The organism is Aerococcus sp. UMB1112A (genome assembly GCF_030230715.1).
In the GTDB taxonomy this organism is placed as follows: Bacteria; Bacillota; Bacilli; order Lactobacillales; family Aerococcaceae; genus Aerococcus.
In genome coordinates, this window is sequence record NZ_JASPDS010000006.1 from 36598 (window position 1) to 63325 (window position 26728).

The window sequence follows — 26728 nt, forward strand, 5'->3', positions numbered from 1 at the left end:
GTATCCTTCTTTCTTAGTGGACATGGTCGGCATCGGACCAAATACGACGGGCGATATCGCGGATGTGGGCGAGTTTCTGCCATTGGTCGGCTTCGGTCAACAGGTTGCCTTCTTCCGTTGATGCGAAGCCGCACTGGGGACTGAGATAGAGCTTGTCTAAGGGGTGATAGTGGCTAGCCTCTTCGACACGCTGGATAATGGTATCGGGATCTTCGAGATCAGCTTGTTTGGAAGTGATCAGACCCAAGACCACATCAACAGAATTGGGAACTTCGCGGAGCGCTTCGAACCCGCCTGCCCGGTCCGTATCATATTCTAAGAACTGACGGTCGAAGTCTTGCTGGGCAAAAGCATAAGGAGCGATGGCATCATAAGCCCCCTGGGACGCCCATTGCGAGCGGAAGTTGCCCCGGCAGTTGTGGGTGGCAATCACCAGGTCATCTGGCCGTCCTTTAAGCACCGCGTTATTGACTTGAACGAAGTCTTTGGCTAAAGATTCAGCTAATGGATCGAAAGCTTCATTGCGGAAGGCATAGATTTTCTCGAAACGCTCGCGGTCGACTAAAGTAATCCAAATCGGGTCATCGAACTGGAGGAAGCGAGCCCCAGCCTGGTAAAGGTCTTCGAGAACTGTCTGATAGGTCGACTGGATATCTTCGAAGAGGGATTCCTTGTTGGGGTAGATCCGTTTAACATTGGCTAATCCTGCCTCTGTTGAGGTCAAGTCATAGTAGAGTCGGGCTGGCGAAGGCAGGGTCAGCTTGGCGTCCACACCTTCATAGTCAGCCAGCACATCCCGGAGAAAAATAAAATCATCAATGAAGGGATGGTTGCTTCCTGATAGCTTGGCCACCAAGTCTAGGCTATCGGCCTGGTACTTGACTTCTGTTTCTGATAGGTGGAAATTGGCTGCGGTCCGATGGCGATTCACCGCTTCAATACCAGTCAGCCCCCAGAAAAAGTCGAGGTGCCACCAAGTGCGGCGGACTTCGCCGTCTGTCACTTGGCCATAATCTAGCTCAACTTGCTTAGCGACAAGTTCTCGGATGGCCTGGTCTTCCACTTGACGTAAATCGGCGTCCGAAATCTGTCCTTGGCTGTGTTGCTTACGGGCTTGGAGGACTTGGGCAGGTCGCAGGAAACTCCCTACAATGTTATAACGTTTCTTCATGGTCTCTAATTTCTCCTTCTATTCAACTTACTTTTATATAGCATAAATAATCAATTTAATATTAGTCTCTATGATCGGTATTGTCAATCAATAGCCTAATACTTTTAGAATAAAAAAACGATCACAAGTGATCAAGAAGAGAAAGGAAATATGATAAATATTAATAATGAGATAGTTTTTATTAAAGTTTGATTAGATATGGCTATGATAAATATTGAACAAGAGAATGCAGCGTGCTATAATGAGAACGATTTAAGAGATGGGGGTGCAAATACAAATGAAAAGACGATGAATGGACACTATGCGCACTATGTTAGTGAAATTTGTGAATGCAGCCCTCGACTTCAATATGATCAGCAATTGGAGATAATTTAGAAATAATTTTTTAGATTATAAAAAGTATAAATCAAAGGATGATAGATCTGAGCAAGAGTGTGTAAATTTTACCATTAGAGTATTTATCTTTTGATATTTTAAATAATCCGTAATTACCTCCTATAGAGAACTTGCTTTTTTCAATTAATCTGATTATTTTGATGACGAGATAGGCGTTCGCAAATGCGAAGGCTTTTTTGCGTGGAATGGAGGTAGTACATGAGTGAAGAAAATTTAAAATTAACGTTTCCAGGTGGTCTGGTAACGAAGACTAAAATTGGAGAAACAACCTTAATTACCGATTATCCAGAGGAACGGGGGGGAAATGGTATTTCATTTAACCCTTGGAAAGTCTTTTTATCGGCTATTCTGACCTGTCAAGGAGTCAACTTGGCCAAATACTGTCAAGCTCATAACTTAGATTATTCAGATATAGAACTTGAGCTAGAAGCTAAGGTCGAAGATACACGTCGTGATGAATTTCCAGAATATGATTTGAAAGTGACCATTCCTGATAACTTACCTGAAGATTCGATTGCTGATATGGTTCAAAGCTTTATGGATTGTCCGGTTGTTAATCATTTGACTGAACTGAAGCCGATTATGAAAACCTATGTCAATGGAGAATTGATGGGAGAGAAGAGACGGTAAGATGGAGAAACTACATGGCTCATCTAGACAGAAACAGATGCTAGCAGAAATTGATAATAGAGGATATTTTAATAGGCAATCTAATCAGTTGAGTCAAGGCTTTGGCCCTGGAGAGTTACCGGTTGAACCAGGGAGATATCGTTTAGCGTGGGCTAAAATTTGTCAATGGTCTAATCGAGCTGCAATTGTCTTAGATCTGTTAGGTCTTACAGATTGTATAAGTAAGACATTAGTAGAAAAACTAAAGGGACAAAAGGAACTAGGTTGGCAGTTTACTGGTAACCAAGAGGGGGTAGATCCTGTCTTAGGTATCCGCTATTTAAATGATGCATACTCAAAGGCCTCTACTGACTATACTTTACGTCCTACAGTCCCTGCTTTGATCGATTCGAATACAGGAAAAGTGGTCAATAATGATTTCCATCATTTGACCTTGTATTTTGAAAGAGATTTCAAGAAATATCAATCAGAATATGCACCTGATCTATACCCTAAAGCAGATAGAGAAATAATCGACCAGCTAAATGATTGGCTTTTTCATAATGTTAATAATGCCGTATACCGAGCCACATTTGCTCGCTCTAAACGAGCTTATTGGCAGGCGTATTATGGCTTCTATGCAGGAATGGATCGTTTGGAAGAACGTTTAAGTAAACAAAGGTTTTTATTGGGGGACTATGTTACGGATAGTGATGTTCGCCTATATACTACTTTAACTCGTTTAGATATACGTTATGCTTATCAGCTAGGTCCAACTAAGAAAAGATTGGTTGACTATCCAAATTTATGGAATTATGCGAGAGAACTTTATCAAATTCCTGCTTTTTCAACCAATACCTTCTTTGAGGAAATTATGTTACCTAGTGAAACGGAAGAAGCCGAACCTTATTTGTCTTTCAATAGCCGTTTCGCAAAGCAAATTGATTTTGATTCCATTTGGAGAGCGGGGCAATCGAGAGACTACTTAAGTTCAGATCCTGATAATGTATACAAAAAAGGGAGGCTGATTGATGGTTAACTATCAATTAACGTGGGACCCCTATGATCATCGAGCTTGTTATTTGGCTTGCTTAAGTCACTTATTAAGCGGTAGTAATGAGTCAAATTATGCAAAAAAAGGTTATGCAGAAGCAGTTAGTCTAAAGATAGATGACAATACGATTTTCAAAGACGTAGAAAGTATTGAAAACTGGATTATTGACAAACTTTTAGAGCAAGGTTTGGATTTACTTAATCCTCTAGACTACCAAGAGGAGTTACAGCTTGTAGATAAACTTACAGGATCATGTCTAAAGACTCTGTTAATAACCAATGATTTGCCAGTATATATTGAGTCTTATGATTATTTTTATGAGTCCTTGACCTATTTGAATCATATCTTAGAGAATCGTCGTTATCTTTGTGGAGACAGAGTATCTCAGATGGATTTTAAATTAGTCATAACATTAGCTTATTACGAGCTAGCTTATTCAAGATACTTACAGCCAAGTAAAGCTCGTCTGGTAGACTATCATAATTTGTGGGACTACTGCCGGGATCTTTATCAGTTTGAGGCCCTATTTGATTGTCTTCATTTCAAGGACTTTGCAGCATCCTATCCTATTGATAAACAAGACAAGGATTATTGGATTAGTTCTTACTATGACATTGTCGTACGTGAAACAGACTGGCGGACTATTTGGGAAAGACCAGCTAAGCGAGAATATTTAAGTCTCAATGCATATAAGAAGTTTAGATTAAGGAATTAAAATATGGAAATTTATCGAATAACAGATCAAGAATGGTTGAAGGCAGGAGTTTACTATGTTCGATTTGCTACTGATCTAGTTGCTTTTAAAGATGAAATTTCTCTGAAAGGAGAATTTGCTGAAGATAAACCGGAGCATAGCTATGTGCTTCTAATGGAGAATGATCTTCCTATTTCAACTTGTCGGATCAATTGGATAAACGACTATCAGGGCAAAATAGAAAGGGTGGCTACACTCCCAGACTATTGGCATCAGGGTTATGGTCATAGAGTGATTGAAGAAGCAGAGAGTTGGATTAAGGATACAGGTCGTCAGCAAGTCGTCATCAATGCTCGGCGTGCTGTTCTAGATTTTTATACGAGTCTAGGTTATGTTCCAAACTTTAATAAGGTCATCGGTAGTGGAACTTTTGAATGTGTTTATACTGAGAAAAATTTAAGAGATAATAGTTAAGCAAGAGTGAAAAGAGTGAAATTATGGCAATAGTAACAAATGACATTACAGATTTAGTAGGCAATACGCCCCTTTTCAAATTGAATAATATTGTACCTGAGAATGCAGCTGACATATATTTGAAGTTAGAATCCTTCAATGTAGGCGGAAGTATTAAGACGAGAACAGCCTTGAATCTTATTTTGGATGCTGAAGAAAAAGGGAGAATAAAAAAAGGCGATACGATAGTAGAAGCAACTACGGGAAATACTGGAGTTGGACTTGCTTTGATTGGTGTTGCTAAGGGCTATAAAGTTCTCATTATTATGCCTGATAATGTTGATGCTGCTAGGGTAGAAATTTTAAGGGCCTATGGTGCCGATATTGAATTTGTTGACCATTCAGGTGGCGTTAACGGCTTGATAGAAGTGGGAGAAAGCTACGATAAGAAAGATGGGTATGCTTTTATGCGCCAGTTCTCTAATCCAGCAAATCCGGAAACTCATATAAAATCAACTGGTCCTGAAATCTATGAGGCACTTGGTCAAGCACCAGATGCTTTTGTTGCTGGAGTGGGAACAGGAGGGACTTTGACAGGAACAGCAAGTTACTTAAAGAGTAAGAGTTCTGACATGTTAGTATACGCGGTAGAACCTGCTGAATCAGCTGTTCTGCACGGTGAAGAAAAAGGGTCTCATAAAATTCAAGGTATTGGAGCAGGGATTATTCCAGACACTTTAGACACAAAAATTTACGATGAAGTTTTAGATATTCCATCTGAAGAGGCAATAGAAATGACCCGGCGCTTAGGTAAAGAAGAAAGCATTTTTGCTGGAATTTCTAGTGGTGCAAACACCATTGGAGCTATTGAAGTAGCGAAAAAGTTAGGTAAAGGTAAGATTGTGGTTGCTATTGCTCCAGATACAGGTGAACGTTATATGGATTCAGGGATATTTATGGATAAGGGAAGTTATACCCCAGTGAAAGATTAATTAAGAACTTAGAAGAAGAAAGGAAGATAAAATAATGGATAAAATTAGATTAGGTGCAGTAATGTCTTCGCCTTCTGTTCCAGAAATTTGGTGGGAGTTTGGGAAATATCTTAAGGACCATGGTTTAGAATTAGAAATGGTTTACCATGATTTCTATAAACCTCAAATTAATAGTTTTTTAAGAGGAGAAATTGATGTTACATGGAATGGTCCATTAGGGTTTGTTGCAACTAATCATTTTGCAAAAGGCAAGCAACTAAATGGTCCAATGAGAGATACTGATTTAGATACCAAGAGCCTTATATTAGTTAGAGAAGATAGCGATATTCAGAGTCTTGAAGATCTAAAGGGTAAAGTCATAGGATTTGGGTCTTCTGATTCTGCTGAAGGCAGAATTGCTCCAATTAGTTATCTTAGAAATAACGGCTTAGATATTGGAAAAGATTATACTGAAAAATCATTTTCTGCAGATCCTAATCAATTGTTTGGTACTTTTGCTCAAGGAGAAAGAAAAGCTCTTAAAGCATTACAAGATGGAGAGGTAGATGCTTCTGCTTGCTGGATTGGTATGTATAATGGTTGGATTAATAATCCAGAAGTCGATACAGAGGGAATTCGGGTTTTAACTGAAACATCGACTTTTGATCATTGTATATTCTGTGGACGACCTGATATTGATCCTGATCTTTATAAGAAGTTTGTAGATCTTATGATTAATATGGATAAATCAGATCCAAGAGTACAAAAAGGTATGGAAATGGAGCACCTAAATAAATGGATAGAAGGCCGAACTAGTAATTTTAAATTACTTCAAGATGGTTGTGAATATTTAAATATCTTCGATAATGATTTTAAAGATATTAATTTCTAACATTAATTAAGGGATGAGGAAAAAATTTGAAAGAATATCCGGTTCTAAGCGCAAAAAATATATCGCATACTTATGAATCTAAAGATGGGCAAAGAATAAAAGCTATCGAAAAAATTGATTTAAATGTTATGGAAGGAGAATTTGTTGCTGTAATTGGAACGAGTGGCGGAGGGAAATCCACCTTGCTGAAAATTATTTCTGGATTGATGGAGCCAACCACTGGAGAAGTAGAGATTAATGGTGGGCCAGTCGATTTTCAAAAAAATCGAATTGGATATATTTCTCAAAGTGATACATTATTACCTTGGCGTAATATATTAGATAATGTTTCTATAGGATTAGAAATGCAAGGTTTTAATAAGGCGGAACGCTATGAACGTAGTAAGGAATTTATCGATAAATTTGGCCTAAGTGGTTTTGAATATAAATATCCTAAAGAATTATCTGGAGGTATGAGTAAACGCGCTTTAATCATTAGAGCTCTAGTGATGAAACCTAGTATTATTATTATGGACGAACCTTTTGGCCCGTTAGATGTATTTACTAGGGAAGTTTTGCAGCAAGAGGTTTTAAAAATATGGAAAGAGGAGAAAACAACTTTTCTTTATGTCACTCATGATATTATGGAGGCTATCTATTTAGCTTCTAGAATTGTTGTCTTAACCCATCGGCCTGCTAGGATTAAGGCAGAATTTGATGTGGATTTCTCATTAGAAGGTAGTATTGAGGATATTCAATATCACCCAGAAGTAATTGAAATTCAGAAGGAAATTTGGAATGTCATGCGTGAAGAGGTTGCACGATCGCGTCAGGATATAGGAGGATAGTATGAGTAAAAAAACATTAAAAGCTCCAAGCTTGTATTCTTTAATATTCCTTGTTGTCCTGATTGTACTTTGGCAAATAAGTGCAAACTTCGGTTGGATAAACACTTTTTATTTTAGTGCCCCAAATTTGATAGTGCGAGATTTAGTAGAAATGATCACTTCGGGTTTGGCTTGGGAGCATACAGTATTTACTTTTGGAATCTCTATAATCGGCATTATTATTGGGGGACTTACGGGCATGATTGTCGCATATTGCTTATCCCGCTTTGATTTCATGGAAGCCGTTTTGAGTCCAATAATTGTTATGATTAACGGTATACCAAAATTGGCTTTGGGCCCCTTATTTGTTGTTTGGTTTGGTATAGGAACTTATGCAAAAATTGTGATGTCTACTATTATGGTTTTCTTTCTCTTCTTTTTTAATGCCTATGCAGGTTTTAAAAATGTTAACCAAGATTTGATCGGTTCACTGAAGATGATGGGGGCAACCCGCAGTCAAATTGTAACTAAAGTTATTTTACCTTCGACTCTCCCTTGGTTAGTTCCATCTGTTCGTACAGGCATGGGGGCTGCTCTTCAAGGGACAATTGTTGGTGAATATTTAGGTGCTACTAAAGGATTAGGTTGGATGATCCAGAACGCAGGTGGCGTCTTTAATATTACGAGAGTAATGTCCTGTTTATTCTTACTGATGGTTATCATGTATGTTATCGATTGGCTACTAGTGTCATTAGAAAAGAAGATTTTAGTATGGAGGTAGGAATTTGTTATGAAAAAGAAAAGTATATTTGGAGTAATTAGTTTATTATTACTGGCGTTAGTTGTGGGAGGATGTAATGAAGCTGCCACGAATAGCGGAGATAATCAGGCTTCAAAGACAGAAAAAGTAAGTCAAGCTAATGAAAACAAGGAACTAGAAAAAGTGACAATCACTGAGCCAGCACATGCAGTGCTTTGGGCACCAGTGTATTTAGCGAAAAACTTAGGTTACTTTGAAGAACAAGGTTTAGATGCTGAAATTACGACTGTTCAAGGGGATACACCTACAGCACCCGTATTGTCAGGTCAAGCGGAATTTGGCTTATTTGGGCCAGAAATGATTACAGGCTTTAATGAACAGGGTCAAGGAACTAAATTAATAGTAACGACAACTAAAAAATTCCCATATGCGTTAGTGTCTGGGAAGGATTTTCCAACTGTTGAATCATTAAAGGGGACCACTATTAATGCACAGGATAGCGGGAGTTCTCCAAGACAATTTGCCCGTGCGAGCCTGAAAAAGGCCGGTCTAAATCCAGACTCAGATGTAACTTATGCTAATGTTGCTAATCCTGCTGTTTTAGCTGCTCTAGATAGCGGCGAATTGTCAGCTTCAGTTGCTTCGCCAGAAATTAGAAAACAAGTACTTGATGCAGGAAATAATCTTCTCGTAGACATGTACGATCCTAAGGTACATAAAGATATTTTAGGGTCAGAAGATTATGAAATGTACATTACTTTTGTGAAGGATGAGCTAATCGAAAAGAATCCAGAACTTGTTCAAAAGTATGTAAATGCTGTATATAAAGCTATTTTATGGATGAATGAAAATAGTGTTGACGAAGTAGTGAAGAATTTAGAAGCCGATTTTCCTGAAATGAAGAATTTAAAAGAAGTCGTTACAGAAATGAAAGAGCAAGAGTTATTATCTAAAGACGGTGGCTTCACTGATGAAGGTTTTGAAGCAATCAAACGCATGTCAAAAGAAGCAGGCGTTTTGAAGAATGATATCGAAAAAGAAAAAGTTATAGATGAAAGCTTTATTAAGGAAGCCCAAGAAAACGTAGAATTAAACTAAGAAAAGGAGTTACTATGTTAGATATTACCAATATTTATCAAGAAACCAGAAAGTTTGCTAAAGAATTTATTGATCCAATCTCTTCGAATTTGGATAAGGAATGTCGGTTTGCTGAAGAAGTTTTTGAAGAGTTGGGGAAAAAAGGTTATTTCAAATTAATTATTCCTAAAGAAATGGGAGGTTTAGGGGGAGGCATCCGAGAAGATGTTGAAGTTGTTCGAGCAATAGCTGAAAGCAATCCTTCCGTTGGTTTGTGCTATATGATGCATAATGTGGCGTTAAGCTATTTATTAAAATATGGCAATGATACGATTAAAGAAAAAATTGTTAAGGACATCGTTGAAAATAATGTTTTCTGTGCTCTTAGTGGGACTGAAGCGAGTTCAGGTGTTCATATGCAAAATTCAAGCTTTACTGTTGATATTGAAGGAAATACAGCAACGATTAATGGTTCGAAGCATATGGTTACAAGTGGGGGCTTTGCTACTTGGTATATGACGATTGCACCAGAAAAAACGGGATCAGACCATATCATTAACTGGTTTGTTTCTAAAGATACAGAAGGTGTAAGCTTTGAAGAAAATGGCTGGAATGGAGTAGGAATGCGAGCCAATGCCTCAGTACCGATGCATTACAAAGATGTTAAGGTAGATGTCAGTCATGCAGTGGACGCCGCTAAAGTAGAAACTAAGCCTTTAAAAGTTGATACGCTTTATTTCCTATTAGGATTAACAGGAGTTTATTCTGGTTTATGCACGAGTCTATTTGAAGCTGCGAAAGAACATGCAATTAGTCGGACCTATCCGGATGGTAGGACTTTAGCTGATGTAGATATTGTTAGCGATCATCTTGCAAAAATTTACTGTTATTCAGCTTCAGCGGTTAGTCTTGCTCATGAAGCTGTGCAAGCGTATGAAAATGACAGCGAAGATGCCTTCCAAAAGATTATTTCTTCGAGAATTGTAGCCTCTGAAAATGCTATCGATTCATCAAAATATGCTATGCGTGTAGGTGGGGGTAAAGCGTATAATCGTGTAGGACAAATTGAACGTATGATGCGTGATTCTTATGCTGGACAGGTCATGGCACCAAGTGTTGATGTTCTTAAACAAATGTTAGCGGGAACTTTTAAGTAATTCATCAATAGGAAATTGAGCAGAAAAAAAGTTGCTAAAGTGTTTTATAGCTTTAGCAACTTTTTATTTTCACACCTTAATCACAAAACTAAATGAATTGATGTCCCCCCGATAAGTCGATTTGGAGTACTCAATGGCTGTGTTATCCGCAATACGAGCGACTGATTTGAAGTAGTAGAGGGGATCACCCTTGGCGATATTTAGGAGGGCAGCTTCAGTTTCATCTGCTTTTCTTATTTCGAGGTGGCGTTTAATTTGGGTGATTTCTTTGTCCATGGTTTTCAGGGTGTGATAGAAACTTTGACTTGTGAAATTAACTGTTTCGAGGGCTTCATTCCCCTCGTAAGGAATATAAGTTGTGACCAAGACAATTGGCGTCCCATTACTAAAGCGGAGACGGATGAGCTTGATGACAGGCGCTTCTTTTTTGATTTCGAGCGCGTCAGCTACTTCCTCATCTGCTGGAATGACAACTTGGCTAATGACCTGGGTTGAGGGATCGAGCCCTTTTCTTTTCATTTCATCATTATAAGACTCGATAATATGAGTAAAGCTTTGGTCGATTTTGCTGCTGATTACCTTGGTGCCAGCTTTCTTCTTGCGGTGGAGATAGCCTTCATCAACAAGTGTTTGGATGGCGGTACGAATGGTTGTCCGACTCACTTCATATTCCTTAACGAGGTCCAGTTCTTTGGGGATAAGGGAATTTTCTGGATAGGTCCCATTTTCGATTTTTTTACGCAGGTCATCAGCGACTTGTTCATGTAATTTACTCATAGAATCTCCTTCTTATTTAAATAGAAATAAAAATCGATGAGGCAGAGCTCATCGATTTATTATTCCGCTAAATGATAATTTTGTCAATCTTTTGACTTTCCATACGTTCTTTCAGCTCGTTAATGATCGCAATGCCTGAACTACAACCGATGCGCTCCGCCCCTGCTTCAATCATGGCAAGGAAGCTATCAGCATCCCGAATGCCGCCTGCTGCTTTGACTTTAACGGCGTCGCCAACGGTTTCTTTCATTAGCTTCACATCTTCTACTTTTGCTCCGCTAGAACCGAAACCAGTGGATGTTTTGACGAAATCAGGCTTCACTTCTTTAGCGATTTCAGCCAGCTTTTTAATTTCTCCCTTACTTAGGTAGCAGTTTTCAAAAATAACTTTAGATACAACCCCAGCATCGCGACAAATTTTGACAATTTTTTCCATCTCTTCCTGGATATAGGTATAGTTTTTGTCTTTTAATTCTGTGATGTTGATCACATAATCGATTTCAGTTGCGCCATGAGTTATGGCATCCTGGGTTTCAAAACATTTAGCTGCAATGGTTGTTTGGCCTAAGGGGAAGGCGATTGCGGCACCGACATTGATATCAGTTCCAGATAGGACCTTAGCGCAGAGTTTACTTTGTGTTTGATTGATGGCTACCATCTTGAAATGGTAGTCCTTAGCTTCTTCGCAGAGTTTTGTGATATCCTCTGAAGTCGCATCAGCTTTAAGATTGGTATGGTCAATGAGTCGAGCAAGTTGGTCAAGGGTATATTCAGCCATAATTTATCCTCCTAAATATGTAATTACATAATAATATTATGATTTATTATAAAAAAAGTCAACAAGAAATATAAAAGCGCATTCATTACTTGTATTTTGTTGTAAAAGTTTGTAAAAACATTAACAAAGTATTAAAATATAATTGACATTCATAATATTATGTAATAACATATAGTAAAACAAGGATATGAAAGGGGTTACTTTATTATGAAATTACTACTTGCGACCCACGGGAACTTTGCAGAGGGGATTTTGCAGAGTTATGAAATGATTGCGGGTGACAGTGCCGATATTTCAACTGTCATCTTAAATGAATTAGGCATCGAAGACTTTCGAAGCCGCCTTCACCAGACTTTAGACCAACTCCTGGCGACAGATGAAGTTTTGGTCTTAGTTGACTTACCAGGTGGGACACCTTATAACGAAAGCTTAGCCTATCAGTTAGAACGCCCACAAGGCTTGGGTGTTGTTTCAGGACTTAATTTACCGATGTTGATTGAGGTCGGAATGGGCCTTTCAAGTTCAACCCTAGACGACTTAAAGGCAACGGCTTTAGAATTCGGGAAAAATGGCATTCAATCAACGGATGATATCTTAGGCGACTTATAATCTTTATCCAAGGGAGGAGACCATTATGACAATTTCACTTATACGTGTTGATGACCGGGTCATCCATGGGCAAACCACAACGCGCTGGACTAAAGCGCGCCCATGCTATGGTATTTTGGTAGTTAGTGATAAGATTCATGCCGATAAATTACGCCGGCGTGTGCTTAAAGCAGCGGCTGGCAAGTATAAACTGGGTATCTATACCGAAAAACAAAGCTCAGATCGAATTCAAAAAGCGATTGATTCCGATAAGAATTACTTCCTTATTAGTGATTCACCGCAAAACTTTGCTAGCTTATTGAAAGCTGGGATTAAATTTGGGGATGCTCTCAATGTGGGACCGATGAATACCCGACCTGGAACTAAGGTCCTGGGACGAACCGTGGCTATTGATGAAGAAGACTATGCTGCTTTTGAGTATATTGAATCCCAAGGGGTTAAGGTCTACTTCCAGCTCCTTCCAGATGATGAGAAGAAGCCATGGGCTGCGATGAAGAAGAAATTTGATAGCCTATAGGAGGAGAAATCATGGATACAAGTTTATTTCTGCCCGCGCTTTTAACCGCTATCTTTTGTTATTTAGGCGCGATTGAGTCTTCCCTTCTTCTAGGGATGACAGGTGGTTTTTATATTGTGGGACGCCCACTAGTTGCAGGTTTATTAGTCGGTCTAGCTTTCGGTGATGTCCAGGCCGGGGTCTTGTGTGGTCTGGCTGTCCAAGGGGTCTTTATCGCTAACCTCTCAACGGGTGGTGCAACGAACTCTGAGATTACTTATGCCTCTTATGGGGGGATTGGTTTAGCACTAGCTACAACCAAAGATCCCGCTATTGCGGTGACCTTGTCTGTGCTAATTGGTCAAACCTTCGGACTTATTTTCTACAATACACGGATGGCTCTCTATTCGTTCTGGAATAACCGCGCCCAAAAAGCTGCGGAAGACTTAGATGATCGAGGCATTGTCCTGAACCACTTCATCCTGCCTCAAATTACAACTTTTCTAATCCGGGCTGTTCCAATCTTCTTAGCCATTTACTTCGGTCGTGACCTAGTGGACGCTCTTTTAAAGAGCGTACCTGAAATTGTCACTCATATTATTTCTGTTCTAGGTGGCGTACTCCCAGCATTGGGGATTGCCATGCTGATGGCCATTGTTATTAAAGAAAAATTACATCTGATCTTCTTTTTTGCTGGCTTTGTCCTTTTAGCTTTCGCAGACTTAAGTATGATTGCGCTCGTCTTTATTGCAGCTTTAGTGGCCTATCTGGTTTACTTGTCTTCACAAAATACAGCTCAATCAGCAAAGGCTGCAGCCTCTTCAGGAACTTCAGTAACAGTGAATGACAAATCGAGTTCAGCATCGTCTAGCCAGCCAGTAGTTGATGACGAGGACGACTGGTTTGAAGATGAAGATCTCTTTTAGAAAGGAGCGCGTAAGATGTCAGCAGAAGTACAACAAAAATTAACGAAGAAAGAATTACGACAAATTTGGAGACGTTGGGCCTTTACCCATCTGTCCTCTATGTCTTATGAGAAGATTCAGGGGCATTCCTGGGCCTTCGCTTATCTTCCATTTGCAAATAAATATTATGCTAAAGATCCAGATAGTAAACGCCGGCTCCTTGTTCGCCATTCCATGTTCTATAACACAGAACCTCAAACGGGACAACTGATTAATGGGATCGTAACTTCCTTGGAAGAACAAATTGCCCTAGGTGAAGATGTTGATGAACAAATGCCTGTTAATATCAAAACCTCCTTGATGGGCCCTATAGCGGGGATTGGAGATTCTATTATTCAAGGGATTATTGTTCCCCTCTTGCTCTCAATCGGTATGGGCCTAGCAGCTAATGGGAGTGCGGTCGGTCCAATTTTCTATATTATCGCCTACGGAATCATCGGGACGGCGATCTCTTACTTTAGCTACATGTATGGTTACCGTTTAGGGGTTAACGCTATTGATGCGATCATTGGCGAGAATGCTTCACGGATCACAGAAGCCTTTAATGTTTTAGGGATTATGGTTATTGGGGCCCTGTCTGCCTCAACCATCCATTTGACCACTCAATTAAATATCCCGATGGGTGAAGAGGTTCAACCGCTTCAAGACGTGCTGGATGGAATTTTCCCAGGGATACTCCCTCTAGCGATGGTACTCTTTGCTTGGTGGCTGATTTCAGCTAAACAGATGACAGCAACTAAAGTAATTCTTATCCTTACAGCGGTTATTACAGTAGGTTGCTTGCTTGGGATCTTCTAGGGCCTATTAAGAAAAAATGCTGCCGATAAGAATATTTCGGCAGCGTTTTTAATAGGGTAATAGAAATGTTTTGGATTAGAGAAGCTAGGATTAATTTTCTTATTCTATATAGATTGTAAAAAAGTGAAGGAGTATTTTATTATGATTAAGTTATGCCGTGTCGACCATCGTTTGCTGCATGGTCAAGTAGCAATGGCTTGGACTAGTTTTTTAGGAGCAAATTGCTATTTGATTGCTAATGATAAAGTTGCTGAGGATGAGGTATGGAAGAATACTTTACGTTTAGCGAAACCTAGCAATGCTAAATTGGTTATGAAAACAGTGGATGATGCGATTGAAGCCTTGAATAGTGGAGTAACAGATAAGTATCAGTTAATTGTTTTAGTTGAAAGTGTAAAAGACGCTAAAAAACTAGCAGATCAAGTACCGGATATTCAATCGATTAATCTTGGTGGCCAGAAATTTGAAGAAGGCCGGACTCAAATTGGGAAAGCTTTTTTTATTTCAGAGGAAGATGAAAGCGGTTTAATAGAGCTGGCAGAGCGAGGAGTTGAACTGGACTTACGACAAGTTCCTGGTGAAAGTAAACATGATATCGGAAAAGAATTATTAAATAAATAGGAGGCTAGGGTGATGGAAAATAATGTATTAATAGCTGTTCTTTTAGGTTTAACAGCTATGCTTGCGAATGGTGAATATTGGCTAGGGTCAAGCATGTTGAGTCGTCCATTAGTAACCTGTACGATTACAGGACTTATCATGGGAGATATGGTCACTGGTATTAAGATTGGGGCCATGTTAGAACTAGCTTTTGTTGGGTCCTTTTCAATTGGAGGTGCCATACCACCAGAGATTATTTCAGGAAGTATACTGGGAACGGCTTTTGCAATCGGAACGGGACAAGATACAGCTGTTGCTTTAACACTAGGTCTGCCAATAGCCTCTCTTGTATTGATCGCTAAGAATGTTGGTTTCTTATCTATCCTTCCCTACTTTGTTCATAAGGCAGATACTTATGCAGAAAATGCAGATGTGAAAGGGATCGGTCGTATGAACTTCCTAGGTGGTTTCTTTGCAGTTAACTTACCTATTGGTTTAATTGTTTGTATTTCTTATTTATTGGGAAGCCCTTTTATTCAAACATTAATTGATAATATCCCCCAATTTATTATTGATGGCTTAGGTATTGCAACGGGATTATTACCAGCATATGGATTTGCTTTACTTTTAAATATGATGGTTAATAAACGTAATGTTGTTTTCTTTATTTTAGGTTTTGCTTTAGCTGTTTATCTTAAAGTTCCCGTAACAGGTGTAGCTATTTTTGCTGCTATTTTAGCTTTGATTCTGACGGGCTACGCGAATTTGAAAGAAGAAAATACTTCTGAAGCAGTTGCTGCATCGTCCACTGTAGGTGTAGGAGAAGGAGAAATTGATTATGAAGATGAAGAATTCTAATACCTTAACAAAAAGAGATATGATGAAAGTCTTTTGGCGGTCCTTTACAATTGAATGGTCATGGAACTATGAACGCCAAATGAACTTAGGTTATACCTATTCTTTACTCCCTGTACTTCAAAAGATTTATCCTCAAAAAGATAAACTTTCTGAGTCGATGAAACGCCACATGGAGTTTTTTAATATAACACCGTGGATATCGACTTTTCCTATGGGGATAACCATAGCTATGGAGGAAACAAATGCAAGAGATGATCAGTTCGATCCTTCAACTATTAATAATATTAAGATTGCATTGATGGGCCCCCTTAGCGGTATTGGCGATTCTCTTTTCTGGGGAACACTTCGAGTCATTGCTACAGGTATTGGTACCTCATTAGCTATGAAAGGGAATGTCCTAGGCCCTATTCTTTTCTTGCTTATCTTCAATATTCCAGCTATTGCTGTAAGGTACTACGGACTTTTCTTGGGTTACAATATAGGTGCAGATTTTATCGGAAGTGTTCAAAAATCAGGCTTAATGGAGCGCTTAACTTATGGAGCTTCGGTTATTGGGCTTGCTGTTGTGGGCGCCATGACAGCAACTATGGTTACTGTTAATATGCCATTTACAATTGGTTCTGGGGATGATGCATTGACTATATCAGGACTAGCAGATAGTGTTGTACCTGGAATTCTTCCACTAGCATTTACAGGGTTTATTTATTATCTGGTTAAAAAAGGTGTTAAATCGTATTGGATTCTTTTGTTAATCGCTGCGATTGGTATCCTCGGTGCTTATACAGGTATCTTAGGTTTGGGGGAATAAAATGAAATCGATGCACCACTATGTTCATCAAGAAAAAGAAATTAATTTAAAATTACTTGATAATAAACATTTACTAGATCCAATACAAGATTTAAGTTTAAAGGCTTGTAAAGGAATTGTTATTTATGCTACAGGTTCCAGTGCCAATGCAGTTAATGCCGCTAAACCTTTCATGGCAAAAATCCTTAACTTACCTATTTTTGTGAGTGAACCCTCTTTAGCACTTAGCTATGATAATCAATGGCAAGATAATTATATATATATAGCGGTTTCGCAAGGCGGCCACAGTTCTTCTGTGATTAACCTAGTTGAACAACTTCAACACGAAAACCATCAAGTATGGACATTAACATCTGACCTAGAGAGTCCTCTAGCTAAAATTTCTAGTAATCTTTTACATTTAGATATGCCCATCGAAGAAATGCCTTATGTCACAGCAGGATATACGGCAACTATCCTATATTTGTATCTCTTTGCCTTAAAAGTAGCTTATAAAGAAAAGATAATTTCTAAAAAAACTTACAGCTCTTACCTAGACGAATTAACGAAAGTGGTTAAGCAAGCAGATTCTGTGATCGCTTTAAGTGAAACTTGGATCAAAGCAAATTTTAATGATTTTGAATTAGCTCGGCGTTTTGTCTTTATTGGTTATGGAGCAGCGTATGGTGTAGCCAAGGAGGCGGAGACAAAGTTTACAGAAACCCTGCATTTGCCTGCCCATGGACACGAACTAGAGGAATATATGCATGGACCTTATTTGGGCTTGAATCCAAACGATATCCTTGTTCTTATTGATCCATGTGGCCAGTTGAGCGATAGAATGAAGCAATTGAGGATATTTTTAGATAAGCATATGAAGCGAACTTACCAGATAAGCATTGGCCAAAGTGGTCAGGGCTGTAGAGATTTAGAATTTAAATTAAATTGCAGTGAGTATTTTGCTCCCCTCTTACTGACAATTCCAATTCATTTACTAGCTTACGAATTGTCTCAAGCTAAGGGGATTGACTTAACAGTTTCTTTTTATCCTGATTTTGATGAAATAACTAAATCTAAGATATAGGAGGATATCATGATAAAGTTTAATGAAGAGCAGAAATTAAAGGCAGTTGAAGGCGCACTAGCACTTCGTCCTCAAATTAACCAAATTATTGATGCGATTTGTGAACAAGGCTATCGAAATATTTGTTGGTTGGGTATCGGAGGAACTTACGCTTCAGCTTTACAGGCAGAAGTCCATATGAAAGAGCGGTCTGAGATTGAAACTTGGGCAGAGAATGCCTCTGTTTACTATACTACTGGTAATCGTCGAATTACTGATGAGACCTTAGTTATCATCTCCTCGGTATCTGGTACTACGGATGATATGGTTCGAAGTCTAAAAAAGTTAAAAGAGAATTGCCAGGCAAAAGTACTCGCTTTTATAGATAAGGGCGAAGATACGCCTATCGGGCATTTAGCAGATTATGTCATTATGTATCCTGAAAATGAACAATTGAAATTTTTTATGGTTGCCGATCGTTTAATGTATAATGCAGGAGAATTTAATAAATACGAAGACTTGTATAGTGCTCTTGATAAATATCTAGCTCAAGCTTTAGTTGAAGTGGCTAAGGAGAGCGACAGTTTTGCACTTGAGTTTGCTCAGAAGCATCATGAAGATCCTATTCATTATTTTGTAGGTGCAGGAAATCAATATGGAGCTACTTATTCGTATGCAATGTGTTACTGGGAAGAACAACATTGGCTAAGAACCAAATCGATTCACTCAGCTGAATTCTTCCATGGGATGTTTGAAATTGTTGATCGAGATACTAATGTCACCTTGTTTATTGGTGAGGATAGTCAGCGAGAACTTAGTCAACGTGTTGAGAAATTTTTACCGAAAGTTTGTGCACGTTATACAGTTATTGATACTGCTCAGTTTCCCTTAGAAGGGATTCCAAAAGAATTTAGAGGAGATATTTCCCACTTAGTTATGATGGAAGTATGCCATCGAATTGATGCACATATTGAAAAAATTAATTGTCACCCTACAGAGATTAGACGGTATTATCGTCAATTGGATTATTAATCTAATTACTTGTTTAACTTTCTCAAAACCTTCTAAAGTAAAAATCTTGATTGATAATTACTTTAGAAGTTTTTTTAATTTCTAGTATGGGTGACTAGTAACCCAAAAATCTGTGCTAATTATTTTTGAACAGTAGCAGAGTATTGAAGTTGATGGCTAGCCATGATCAAGTGAGCATCAAGGTGCAAGCCAGAGAGCCTATTCCTGAAAACTTGGAGTAAGTTGGAATAGAGACAAGTTCACTTGCATGTTTCCAACTGGAGAAAGCACTTCAATATCCTCTTTTCGACTCCAACTGAAGTGAATTATAAATCGTGAGCTTTAGCTAGAGTTGGTTCTTTGCACAACCAACACACAAATGCAGAAACGGAATGCAATATGCACTAAGATAATTTGATCAATTTTATTTATTATGAAAAATGGTTTTATTATTCATATTTGGTCGATATATGTGATTTCCAATTGACTTTCCCTATGAAAGGGGTTAAAGTTAGCTTAACTGGTAATGACAAGTGGATACAAGTAACCAGTGAATTTAATAATACGAAGGATGATTTTATGACAGCGTTACGGAAGAATTCTTCCGAAGCCTTATATGTTCAGCTGGTTGAAGCCTTGATCCAACTGATTGCTGACCAGTATGCTCCAGGTGATAAGATCCTCTCAGAACGAGAGATCTGCGAAACTTATGGGGTGAGTCGGACGACGGTGCGACAGGCTTTGACGGAATTGCTCAATATGGGCTATATCTACAAGCGGCACGGCCTAGGAACTTTTGTGGCAGACCGCCAGTCCCACCGCAAGAACTTGGCTGAGAGCTATAGCTTTACTGAGGGGATGAAGAAGATTGGGAAGGAGCCGTCGACTCAGATCTTAGACTTTGCCTTGGAGCCAGCTAACTATCTCTTGGGGCGCCAGCTTGGCTTATTACCAGATGAGAAAGTTTACCGGATCGACCGCTTACGCTTAGCGGATGGCGATCCGATGATGGTGGAGCGAAGCTATCTACCTGGTCGGGTATTCCCAGGTTTGACAGCCGATCTCCTTGAGAAGAAGCCCCTTTATGAGGTCTTTCGCCAGAATTATGGCCAGGAAATTTCCGTTGCCAATGAGGAGATCACCGCGGCCCTTATGACCAAGCTAGAAGCAGAAGTGCTTGGGACGAGCCCCCATAATCCCTGCCTCAAGATTGAGCGTCTCTCTTATAACTTGGCTGACGAAATTATTGAATTCACTATTTCAACCGCACGGGCTGACCAATTTTCCTATCATTTAAGCTTCCAAGGTCAATAAAGAGATATTTATTGAGATCGTCTATCTGTTCTAGAAATAAAATATTAAGCAATTCTTTAAAAAGACTTGACAAATCGCCCAAAAAAGAATACGCTTACATTAACTGGTAATGACATGTAATACCACTTGTCAGGATGTTCAAAAAAGAAAGGATGACTCCGATGCGACAAGCTATAAAAGCGGACCGGTTTTTCTTAGAAAATGAAATTTTAGGTCCTGGATACTTAATTCTTGAAGATGGCAAATTCCTTACTTATAGCTCAGAAGAGCTTGAAGAAGTAGAGGATGTCTTAGATTATTCTGGCTACTGGGTGGGGCCGGGACTGGTTGATACGCATATTCACGGCTTTAATGGCTCAGATGTGATGGATGCGACGCCAGAAGCCGTTGAAACCATCCGTCAAGGCTTGCCCGCAACCGGGGTCACCAGTTTCTTAGCGACAACGCTGACGGCTTCTGTTGAAGAAACCGATCGAGCTTGCGCTGTAGTGGCAGAAGTGGCAGAGGAAGACCAGGGGGCTAAGATCCAGGGCATCTTCCTGGAAGGGCCCTTCTTTGTGGAAGCCCACAAAGGAGCCCAGAATCCAGACTACTTCATTGCACCAAGCCCAGATGTGCTTGACCAATGGCAGAAATCAGCTAAGGATTTAATCCGCAAGGCGGCCTTGGCCCCTGAATATCCTGAAACGGCAGCCTTCATTGAACGGGCTAAGGCACTCGATGTCAAGGTAGCTATTGGCCATACCGATGCCAGTTATGACCAGGCCCGACGTGCAGTCGACCAGGGAGCTAGTTTATTCGTCCATACCTTTAATGGGATGAGTGGGCTCCACCACCGGGAACCTGGCGTTGTTGGTGCTGCCATGACCCTGCAGAATACCTATGCCGAAGTAATTGCAGACGGTCACCACGTCACCCCAGCAGCTATTAAGGCCCTGCTGAATGCCCGCAATGTCAATAACACCCTCTTAGTCACAGATTGCATGCGAGCAGGTGGCTTGGAAGATGGCAATTACACGCTGGGAGAGTACCCTGTAGAGGTGAAAGAAGGGGCTGCCCGCTTAAGTAATGGTAGTTTGGCTGGTTCGGTCCTCCAACTCAAGGATGCCGTTCGCAACTTGGTTGACTGGGAATTAACGACCGTTCACGAAGCCCTGAATATGGCGAGTGCAGTAGCTGCCCGCAGTGTCGGAATTGATGACCGCTGCGGGTCAATCAAGGCCGGGCGTGCCGCTGACTTCATCGTCATGACGCCCCAGCTTGAACTCCAAGCTACCTATATCAACGGACAAGTCGCTTATCAAAAATAATTTGAGGAGGCTATAGAATGTTATTAGAAAGTCAAGAAAAATTAGAAAGCTTAGGGGCTGTCAATACAGCGCCTGAAGTCAAACAACAACCAGAACTTTGGGAAGAAACCCTAGCAATCTACAAAGAAAACCGGGAAGCTCTAGCTGATTTCTTAGGCAAGATTGAAGCTAAACATGATCAAATTCGCATCATCTTCACCGGGGCAGGGACTTCCGCCTTTGTCGGCGAAACCGTTCTTCCTTATGTGAGCGAACAATTGGACGCCAAGAAATGGCGGGTAGAAGCCATTGCGACAACCAGTATTGTCAGCAATCCCTACCAATACCTTGAGAAGGAACTTCCAACACTTCTCGTTTCCTATGCGCGCAGCGGGAATAGCCCAGAGTCTGTAAAGACGGTTCAATTGGCTCAAGACGTAATCGATGACCTCTACCAATTAACCATCACCTGTGCCCCTGAAGGAAAACTCGCACAGAATGCCCAAGGCGACCCTAAGAACTTCTCCCTCTTAATGCCTGAACGCTCGAATGACAAGGGCTTCGCTATGACAGGGTCCTACTCCTGCATGGCTTTAGCTAGTCTCCTAGTTTTCGGCCAAGAAAGCTTAGAAGACAAGGAAGCTCATGTCGCCAAACTGGCCCAAATTGGACGTGAGGTGATTGACCGGGAAGAAGAGGTCGCTAAGTACTTAGAAGGCGACTTCGACCGCGTGGTTTACTTAGGCTCTGGCAGCTTAGCCGGTCTCGCCCATGAAGCCCACTTGAAAGTCCTGGAATTGACAGCAGGTCAAGTTGAAGCTAGCTTCGAATCTTCACTCGGTTTCAGACACGGGCCTAAATCCATTGTTAACGAAGACACCCTGGTCTTCCTCTTCTTATCCAACCATCCCTATACACGTCTATATGACCTCGACCTCTTGAAGGAAGTGGCAGCAGACCAGATTGCGGAAGCAGTGGTCGGCATTGGGGCTCCAGCAGAACCAGCTTATGAAGGGGATGCCTTCACTTACCAAAGTGGGGAAGACCTGCCAGATGCCTACCTGGCTTTAGCTGACGTCATCTTTGCCCAAATCGTCTCCCTCCATACTTCCGTTAAAGTTGGCAATAAACCAGATACCCCATCGCCTACAGGTACAGTGAACCGGGTTGTAAAAGGGGTAATCTTACACGACTACCAAGCTTAAGACTGAACGACAGACGCGACCAAGACTGGAAAGGATTTGACCGATGACTTCATTCAACATCCAAGGCGAAGATTTTGTCCTCGATGGCCAGCCCTTTAAGATCTTGTCAGGGGCTATCCACTACTTCCGACTGCCGCGCGCAGATTGGGAGCACTCCCTCTATAATCTAAAAGCGTTGGGCTTCAACACTGTAGAGACTTATATTCCTTGGAACTGGCATGAGCCCCAAGAAGGTGAATTTGATTTTGAAGGGGACAAAGATGTCTGCGCCTTTATCGAGACGGCCGAAGCTTTAGGCCTCTATGTCATTATCCGTCCCTCGCCATATATTTGTGCCGAGTGGGAATTTGGCGGCTTGCCCGGCTGGTTGCCTAAGAAATGTCAACGGATGCGGAGCTCTGACCCCGATTACCTCCAGGCCGTGCAAAACTATTATGATGTCCTCCTCCCCAAGCTTAAGCCCTATCAAATCACTGAAGGGGGCCCCATTCTCATGGTTCAGATTGAGAATGAATACGGGTCCTATGGCGAGGATAAGGCTTATCTCAAGGCGATCTATCGGATGCTTCGAGCAGGCGGCATCGATGTCCCCCTCTTCACCTCAGATGGCGCTTGGCGGGCCACCCTAAGAGCAGGGACCTTAACTGACTTGGAAGAGGAAAACATCCTCATGACAGGTAACTTCGGCTCCCGGGCCAAGAAGAATTTCACGGCCCTACGCGCTTACCAAGAAGAAGTTGGTCAGGTCGGTCCTCTTATGTGTATGGAATTCTGGGACGGCTGGTTTAACCGCTGGGGAAGCGACATTGTTACTCGGGAAACTTCCGAGTTGGTCGATGCTGTTAGAGAAGCACTAGAAATCGGTAGTATTAACCTCTACATGTTCCACGGGGGAACTAACTTCGGCTTCATGAATGGCTGTTCTGCCCGAGGGACGCGGGACCTGCCCCAAATTAGTTCTTATGATTACGGGGCTCCCCTAGATGAACAGGGAAATCCGACTGACAAGTACTATGCCATCCAGGAACTTATCCATGAGATGTTCCCAGATCTGAGTCAAGCTAAACCTCGGATTAAGTCTTGCTTAGCTGAACAAGAGCTGAAGCTGGCTGATCGAGTTAATCTCTTTGAAGTCTTAGAGGACATCTCTGATAAGAAGTCGAGCCTCTACCCTCAATCCATGGACCAAGTTGGCCAGTACTATGGCTACATGGTCTACCGGACCCAGTTTGAGAAGGATACTGAGACAGAGCGCCTCCGCCTCATCGATGGCCGGGACCGGGCCCATGTCTATGTCAACCAAGATTTGGTGGCTACCCAATACCAAGAGGAAATTGGGGAGGATATTGAAGTTGATTTAAGTGAAGACCAGAACCAATTAGATATTCTCTTTGAGAACATGGGCCGGGTCAACTATGGGCACAAGCTACAAGCTGACACCCAGGAAAAAGGACTCCGTCAAGGGGCCATGGCCGACCTGCACTTTATGCTCAATTGGGACCATTACCTGATCGACTTTGACCGTGCAGACCAAATCGATTTCAGCAAGGACTGGTCAGAAGGACAAGCTGCTTTCTATCGCTTCGAGTTAGACTTAGACCAAGTGGAAGATACCTTCCTCGATTTGACCGGCTTTGGCAAGGGGATTGTCCTAGTCAACGGTCATAATCTCGGCCGCTACTGGGAGCGTGGCCCGATTCGTAGCCTCTACTGCCCAGGTGCTTTCTTACAAGCAGGCAAGAATGAGATCCTGGTCTTTGAAACAGAAGGTCGGTCAGCAGACCATATTTATTTAAGAGAAGAACATACATTTATTAATATTAAGGAGTGATCAGCCATGATTATTGCATGTCGTATTGATGGCCGCCTGGTACACGGGCAAGTGGCTAACTTGTGGACCCCTAAGTTATCGATCGAACGGATCATCGTTGTTGACGACGTGGTTTCGGAGAATAAGATCGACAAAGCCGGTTTGCGCCTCGCAACCCCTAATGGTGTCCGCCTCAGTGTCCTGCCCGTGGCCCGAGCAGCCAAACAAATTAATGAAGACCGTTACAAGTCGCAACGCGTTCTGATTGTCGCTAAGACGCCAGCGATCTTCCTCGAATTGATTGAAGCAGGCGTTCCAATCGAAGAGATCAATGTGGGCAATATGTCCCAAACAGATGAAACCACTTCGATTAGTAATTCCATTAATGTGGTTCAAAAAGATGTGGATGATTTCCATAAGATCGCAGACCATGGGGTGAAATTAATCGCCCAAATGGCACCGAGCGATCCCGCTAAGGAATTCATGCCCCTACTTGAATCTAAGTTTAAGTCATAATGAATTAAAAATTTTAAGGAGGGATTATAATGGCTATTCAATGGTGGCAAATTTTATTACTCACGTTGTATTCTGGCTATCAAATTTGGGACGAGCTCCATTTGGTGACCTCAGCCGGGTCAGCCGTTTTCGCAGGTTTATTCACTGGCCTTGTAATGGGTGATGTGAAGACGGGTCTAATCATCGGTGGGGCCATGCAGTTAACCATTCTCGGTGTAGGGACCTTCGGGGGAGCTTCACGTATCGATGCCAACTCCGGGACTGTTCTAGCGACAGCTTTCTCTGTAGCAATCGGCATGGAACCCGAACAAGCAGTGGCAGCTTTGGCAGTGCCTGTAGCAGCTCTTATGATTCAAACGGACGTCTTGGCACGCTTTGCCAATACCTACTTTGCACACCGGATCGACTCTGCAATCGAGAAACATGACTACAAGGGAATTGAACGCAACTATCTCATGGGGATCCTACCTTGGGCCTTATCCCGGATGATTCCAATCTTCCTCGCGCTGGCCTTCGGTGGTGGCGTAGTTCAAACCGCAGTGGACTATCTGAACACTAACCTCGCTTGGTTAGCAGATGGCTTAACCCTAGCTGGACGTGTTCTACCTGCAGTAGGTTTCGCAATTCTCTTGCGTTACCTCCCTGTTAAGAAGAACATTGCTTACTTAGCGCTTGGCTTTGTGATTACAGCTTTATTATCAACTGTCTTCTCAAATATTACTGCGATCAGTGGCGAATTAGGCAAACTCGCTGAAGAATTGAGCGGGACATTCGTTCCACTGCCAATGTTAGGGGTATCCCTGATTGGTTTTGCCCTAGCCTTTATCCACTACAAGAATACTGTCGAACGCCAAGCCTTAGAGGATAAGTTAGCTAAGGCGCCTGCTGCGGGAGCGGTTAATGAAGGTTCAGCAGACTCAGCAGTTGAAGGCAATCCAGTAGAGGAAGGAGAGATTCTCGATGACGAACTCTAAGGAACAAGTTCAAGTAAAAACTTCTGAGAAGAAAACAGGCTACAAACTCACTGAACAAGATTTTAAACAAATTAACTTAAGAAGTCTATTCGCTTTCCAAGCGGGCTGGAACTATGAACGGATGCAGGGCTCAGGTTATCTCTACACCATCCTGCCCCAATTGCGCAAGATCTATGGTGATAAGACGGATGAATTGAAGGAAGCCATGAAGACCCATGCCCAATTCTTCAACACCTCAAACTTCTTCAATACGATTGTTACAGGGATTGACCTTGCCATCGAAGAAGAGGAGGGAGCAGAGAGCCTGGATACCGTAGCAGGTTTGAAAGCTGGTTTAATGGGCCCCTTCGCTGCGATTGGGGACTCACTCTTTGCAGCCTTAGTACCAACGATTTTTGGGGCTATTGCTGCTAACCTCGCCTCTCAAGGAAATCCATTCGGTGTTCTCTTATGGGTCGCTGCTGGCCTAGTGATCTGTGTCTTCCGCTGGAGACAATTAAAGTATGCCTACCGGGAAGGATCTTCCTTAGTTAATGAAATGCAAGGACAGCTAAGTGCTCTAACAGAAGCAGCCTCTCTCATGGGGGTCTTCATGGTGGGGGGGTTAATTGCTACCATGGTCAATGTAGAAATTGCCTTCGCCCCAGAAGTTGCAGGTGTAACAGTTAACTTCCAAAATATTCTCGACCAAATCTTACCGAAAATGGTACCAGCATTGATTGTGGGATTCGTCTACTGGTTACTGGGTAAGAAGAACATTACTTCAACTAAGGCTATCTTTATCGTATTGATCTTATCGATTGCCTTATCAGCTTTAGGTGTACTCGGATAGTTTAAG

At 41.4% G+C, this 26728-nt stretch carries 29 protein-coding genes; 26 read left to right on the forward strand and 3 right to left on the reverse strand.

The genetic code is table 11. From position 1 onward, the window contains the following. Nucleotides 1–13: 13 nt before the first annotated feature. A complete protein-coding gene (locus QP860_RS04810) occupies nt 14–1171 on the reverse strand; it encodes a 5-methyltetrahydropteroyltriglutamate--homocysteine S-methyltransferase (RefSeq protein ID WP_070620554.1) in 1158 nt (385 codons plus the stop codon). Between the two features lie 594 nt (nt 1172–1765). Here QP860_RS04810 and QP860_RS04815 point away from each other — a divergent pair. The 10 genes from QP860_RS04815 to QP860_RS04860 are packed head-to-tail and all read left to right on the forward strand — an operon-like array spanning nt 1766 to nt 10040. Next, nucleotides 1766–2197, forward strand: a complete 432-nt coding sequence (locus QP860_RS04815; RefSeq protein WP_070620557.1) for an OsmC family protein — start codon at nt 1766–1768, stop codon at nt 2195–2197. 1 nt (nt 2198) lies between these two features. Beyond that, nucleotides 2199–3215, forward strand: coding sequence for a glutathione S-transferase C-terminal domain-containing protein (locus QP860_RS04820; protein WP_070620561.1), 1017 nt, complete (start codon nt 2199–2201; stop codon nt 3213–3215). Further along, nucleotides 3208–3945, forward strand: coding sequence for a glutathione S-transferase family protein (locus QP860_RS04825; protein WP_284878671.1), 738 nt, complete (start codon nt 3208–3210; stop codon nt 3943–3945). Before QP860_RS04820 ends, QP860_RS04825 begins: the two co-directional genes overlap by 8 nt. A gap of 3 nt (nt 3946–3948) precedes the next feature. After that, nucleotides 3949–4398 carry a GNAT family N-acetyltransferase gene (locus tag QP860_RS04830; RefSeq protein WP_070620565.1) on the forward strand — a complete coding sequence of 150 codons (450 nt, stop codon included), beginning with the start codon at nt 3949–3951 and terminating at the stop codon, nt 4396–4398. Between the two features lie 23 nt (nt 4399–4421). Beyond that, a complete protein-coding gene (cysK, locus tag QP860_RS04835) occupies nt 4422–5369 on the forward strand; it encodes a cysteine synthase A (protein WP_284912275.1) in 948 nt (315 codons plus the stop codon). A 34-nt stretch (nt 5370–5403) separates the two neighbouring features. After that, on the forward strand, nt 5404–6240 hold the full coding sequence (locus tag QP860_RS04840) for a phosphate/phosphite/phosphonate ABC transporter substrate-binding protein (RefSeq protein WP_070620569.1): 837 nt from the start codon (nt 5404–5406) through the stop codon (nt 6238–6240). A gap of 26 nt (nt 6241–6266) precedes the next feature. Continuing rightward, on the forward strand, nt 6267–7067 hold the full coding sequence (locus QP860_RS04845) for an ABC transporter ATP-binding protein (RefSeq protein WP_284912276.1): 801 nt from the start codon (nt 6267–6269) through the stop codon (nt 7065–7067). Nucleotide 7068: 1 nt separating this feature from the next. Beyond that, a complete protein-coding gene (locus tag QP860_RS04850; protein ID WP_070620574.1) occupies nt 7069–7827 on the forward strand; it encodes an ABC transporter permease in 759 nt (252 codons plus the stop codon). A 9-nt stretch (nt 7828–7836) separates the two neighbouring features. Next, complete coding sequence (locus tag QP860_RS04855) at nt 7837–8904, forward strand: ABC transporter substrate-binding protein (protein ID WP_284878669.1); 1068 nt, start codon at nt 7837–7839, stop codon at nt 8902–8904. 14 nt (nt 8905–8918) lie between these two features. Continuing rightward, nucleotides 8919–10040, forward strand: coding sequence for an acyl-CoA dehydrogenase family protein (locus QP860_RS04860; RefSeq protein WP_083294433.1), 1122 nt, complete (start codon nt 8919–8921; stop codon nt 10038–10040). A gap of 69 nt (nt 10041–10109) precedes the next feature. On the opposite strand, the gene QP860_RS04865 is transcribed toward QP860_RS04860, so the two are convergent. Further along, nucleotides 10110–10817 (reverse strand): GntR family transcriptional regulator, encoded by a 708-nt coding sequence (locus tag QP860_RS04865; RefSeq protein WP_070620580.1) that lies wholly within the window; start codon nt 10815–10817, stop codon nt 10110–10112. Nucleotides 10818–10884: 67 nt separating this feature from the next. Then, nucleotides 10885–11595 carry a deoxyribose-phosphate aldolase gene (deoC, locus tag QP860_RS04870; protein WP_070620583.1) on the reverse strand — a complete coding sequence of 237 codons (711 nt, stop codon included), beginning with the start codon at nt 11593–11595 and terminating at the stop codon, nt 10885–10887. A 207-nt stretch (nt 11596–11802) separates the two neighbouring features. Here deoC and QP860_RS04875 point away from each other — a divergent pair, with 207 nt between their 5' ends. The 16 genes from QP860_RS04875 to QP860_RS04950 all read left to right on the forward strand — a co-directional run bounded on the left by QP860_RS04875 (nt 11803) and on the right by QP860_RS04950 (nt 26722). Beyond that, on the forward strand, nt 11803–12204 hold the full coding sequence (locus tag QP860_RS04875; protein WP_070620586.1) for a PTS sugar transporter subunit IIA: 402 nt from the start codon (nt 11803–11805) through the stop codon (nt 12202–12204). A 25-nt stretch (nt 12205–12229) separates the two neighbouring features. After that, complete coding sequence (locus QP860_RS04880; protein WP_070620589.1) at nt 12230–12721, forward strand: PTS sugar transporter subunit IIB; 492 nt, start codon at nt 12230–12232, stop codon at nt 12719–12721. 11 nt (nt 12722–12732) lie between these two features. After that, on the forward strand, nt 12733–13626 hold the full coding sequence (locus tag QP860_RS04885; protein ID WP_070620592.1) for a PTS mannose/fructose/sorbose/N-acetylgalactosamine transporter subunit IIC: 894 nt from the start codon (nt 12733–12735) through the stop codon (nt 13624–13626). 15 nt (nt 13627–13641) lie between these two features. Next, nucleotides 13642–14463 carry a PTS system mannose/fructose/sorbose family transporter subunit IID gene (locus QP860_RS04890; protein ID WP_070620595.1) on the forward strand — a complete coding sequence of 274 codons (822 nt, stop codon included), beginning with the start codon at nt 13642–13644 and terminating at the stop codon, nt 14461–14463. Between the two features lie 141 nt (nt 14464–14604). Beyond that, the gene (locus QP860_RS04895; RefSeq protein WP_070620598.1) at nt 14605–15084 is read left to right on the forward strand and encodes a PTS sugar transporter subunit IIB; all 480 of its coding nucleotides are present in this window, start codon (nt 14605–14607) and stop codon (nt 15082–15084) included. A gap of 12 nt (nt 15085–15096) precedes the next feature. Beyond that, a complete protein-coding gene (locus QP860_RS04900; protein ID WP_070620601.1) occupies nt 15097–15921 on the forward strand; it encodes a PTS mannose/fructose/sorbose/N-acetylgalactosamine transporter subunit IIC in 825 nt (274 codons plus the stop codon). Continuing rightward, entirely contained in the window at nt 15902–16729 is an 828-nt protein-coding gene (locus QP860_RS04905; RefSeq protein ID WP_070620604.1) for a PTS system mannose/fructose/sorbose family transporter subunit IID, read from the forward strand. Before QP860_RS04900 ends, QP860_RS04905 begins: the two co-directional genes overlap by 20 nt. Before the next feature lies 1 nt (nt 16730). Beyond that, the gene (locus QP860_RS04910) at nt 16731–17792 is read left to right on the forward strand and encodes an SIS domain-containing protein (RefSeq protein WP_070620606.1); all 1062 of its coding nucleotides are present in this window, start codon (nt 16731–16733) and stop codon (nt 17790–17792) included. Between the two features lie 9 nt (nt 17793–17801). Further along, nucleotides 17802–18803 (forward strand): SIS domain-containing protein, encoded by a 1002-nt coding sequence (locus QP860_RS04915; RefSeq protein WP_070620609.1) that lies wholly within the window; start codon nt 17802–17804, stop codon nt 18801–18803. A gap of 558 nt (nt 18804–19361) precedes the next feature. After that, nucleotides 19362–20096 (forward strand): GntR family transcriptional regulator, encoded by a 735-nt coding sequence (locus QP860_RS04920; RefSeq protein WP_070620612.1) that lies wholly within the window; start codon nt 19362–19364, stop codon nt 20094–20096. Nucleotides 20097–20257: 161 nt separating this feature from the next. Next, nucleotides 20258–21406 (forward strand): N-acetylglucosamine-6-phosphate deacetylase, encoded by a 1149-nt coding sequence (gene nagA, locus QP860_RS04925; RefSeq protein ID WP_070620615.1) that lies wholly within the window; start codon nt 20258–20260, stop codon nt 21404–21406. Nucleotides 21407–21423: 17 nt separating this feature from the next. Continuing rightward, nucleotides 21424–22590: an AgaS family sugar isomerase gene (locus tag QP860_RS04930; RefSeq protein ID WP_070620618.1), complete on the forward strand. Its 1167-nt coding sequence runs from the start codon at nt 21424–21426 to the stop codon at nt 22588–22590. Nucleotides 22591–22633: 43 nt separating this feature from the next. Further along, nucleotides 22634–24421: a glycoside hydrolase family 35 protein gene (locus QP860_RS04935; protein WP_070620621.1), complete on the forward strand. Its 1788-nt coding sequence runs from the start codon at nt 22634–22636 to the stop codon at nt 24419–24421. A 6-nt stretch (nt 24422–24427) separates the two neighbouring features. Beyond that, nucleotides 24428–24916, forward strand: coding sequence for a PTS sugar transporter subunit IIB (locus tag QP860_RS04940; RefSeq protein WP_070620623.1), 489 nt, complete (start codon nt 24428–24430; stop codon nt 24914–24916). A gap of 29 nt (nt 24917–24945) precedes the next feature. Next, on the forward strand, nt 24946–25890 hold the full coding sequence (locus tag QP860_RS04945; RefSeq protein WP_070620626.1) for a PTS mannose/fructose/sorbose/N-acetylgalactosamine transporter subunit IIC: 945 nt from the start codon (nt 24946–24948) through the stop codon (nt 25888–25890). Continuing rightward, nucleotides 25877–26722, forward strand: coding sequence for a PTS system mannose/fructose/sorbose family transporter subunit IID (locus tag QP860_RS04950; RefSeq protein WP_070620629.1), 846 nt, complete (start codon nt 25877–25879; stop codon nt 26720–26722). The genes QP860_RS04945 and QP860_RS04950 overlap by 14 nt, the downstream gene beginning before the upstream one ends. The last annotated feature ends 6 nt before the right edge of the window (nt 26723–26728 follow it).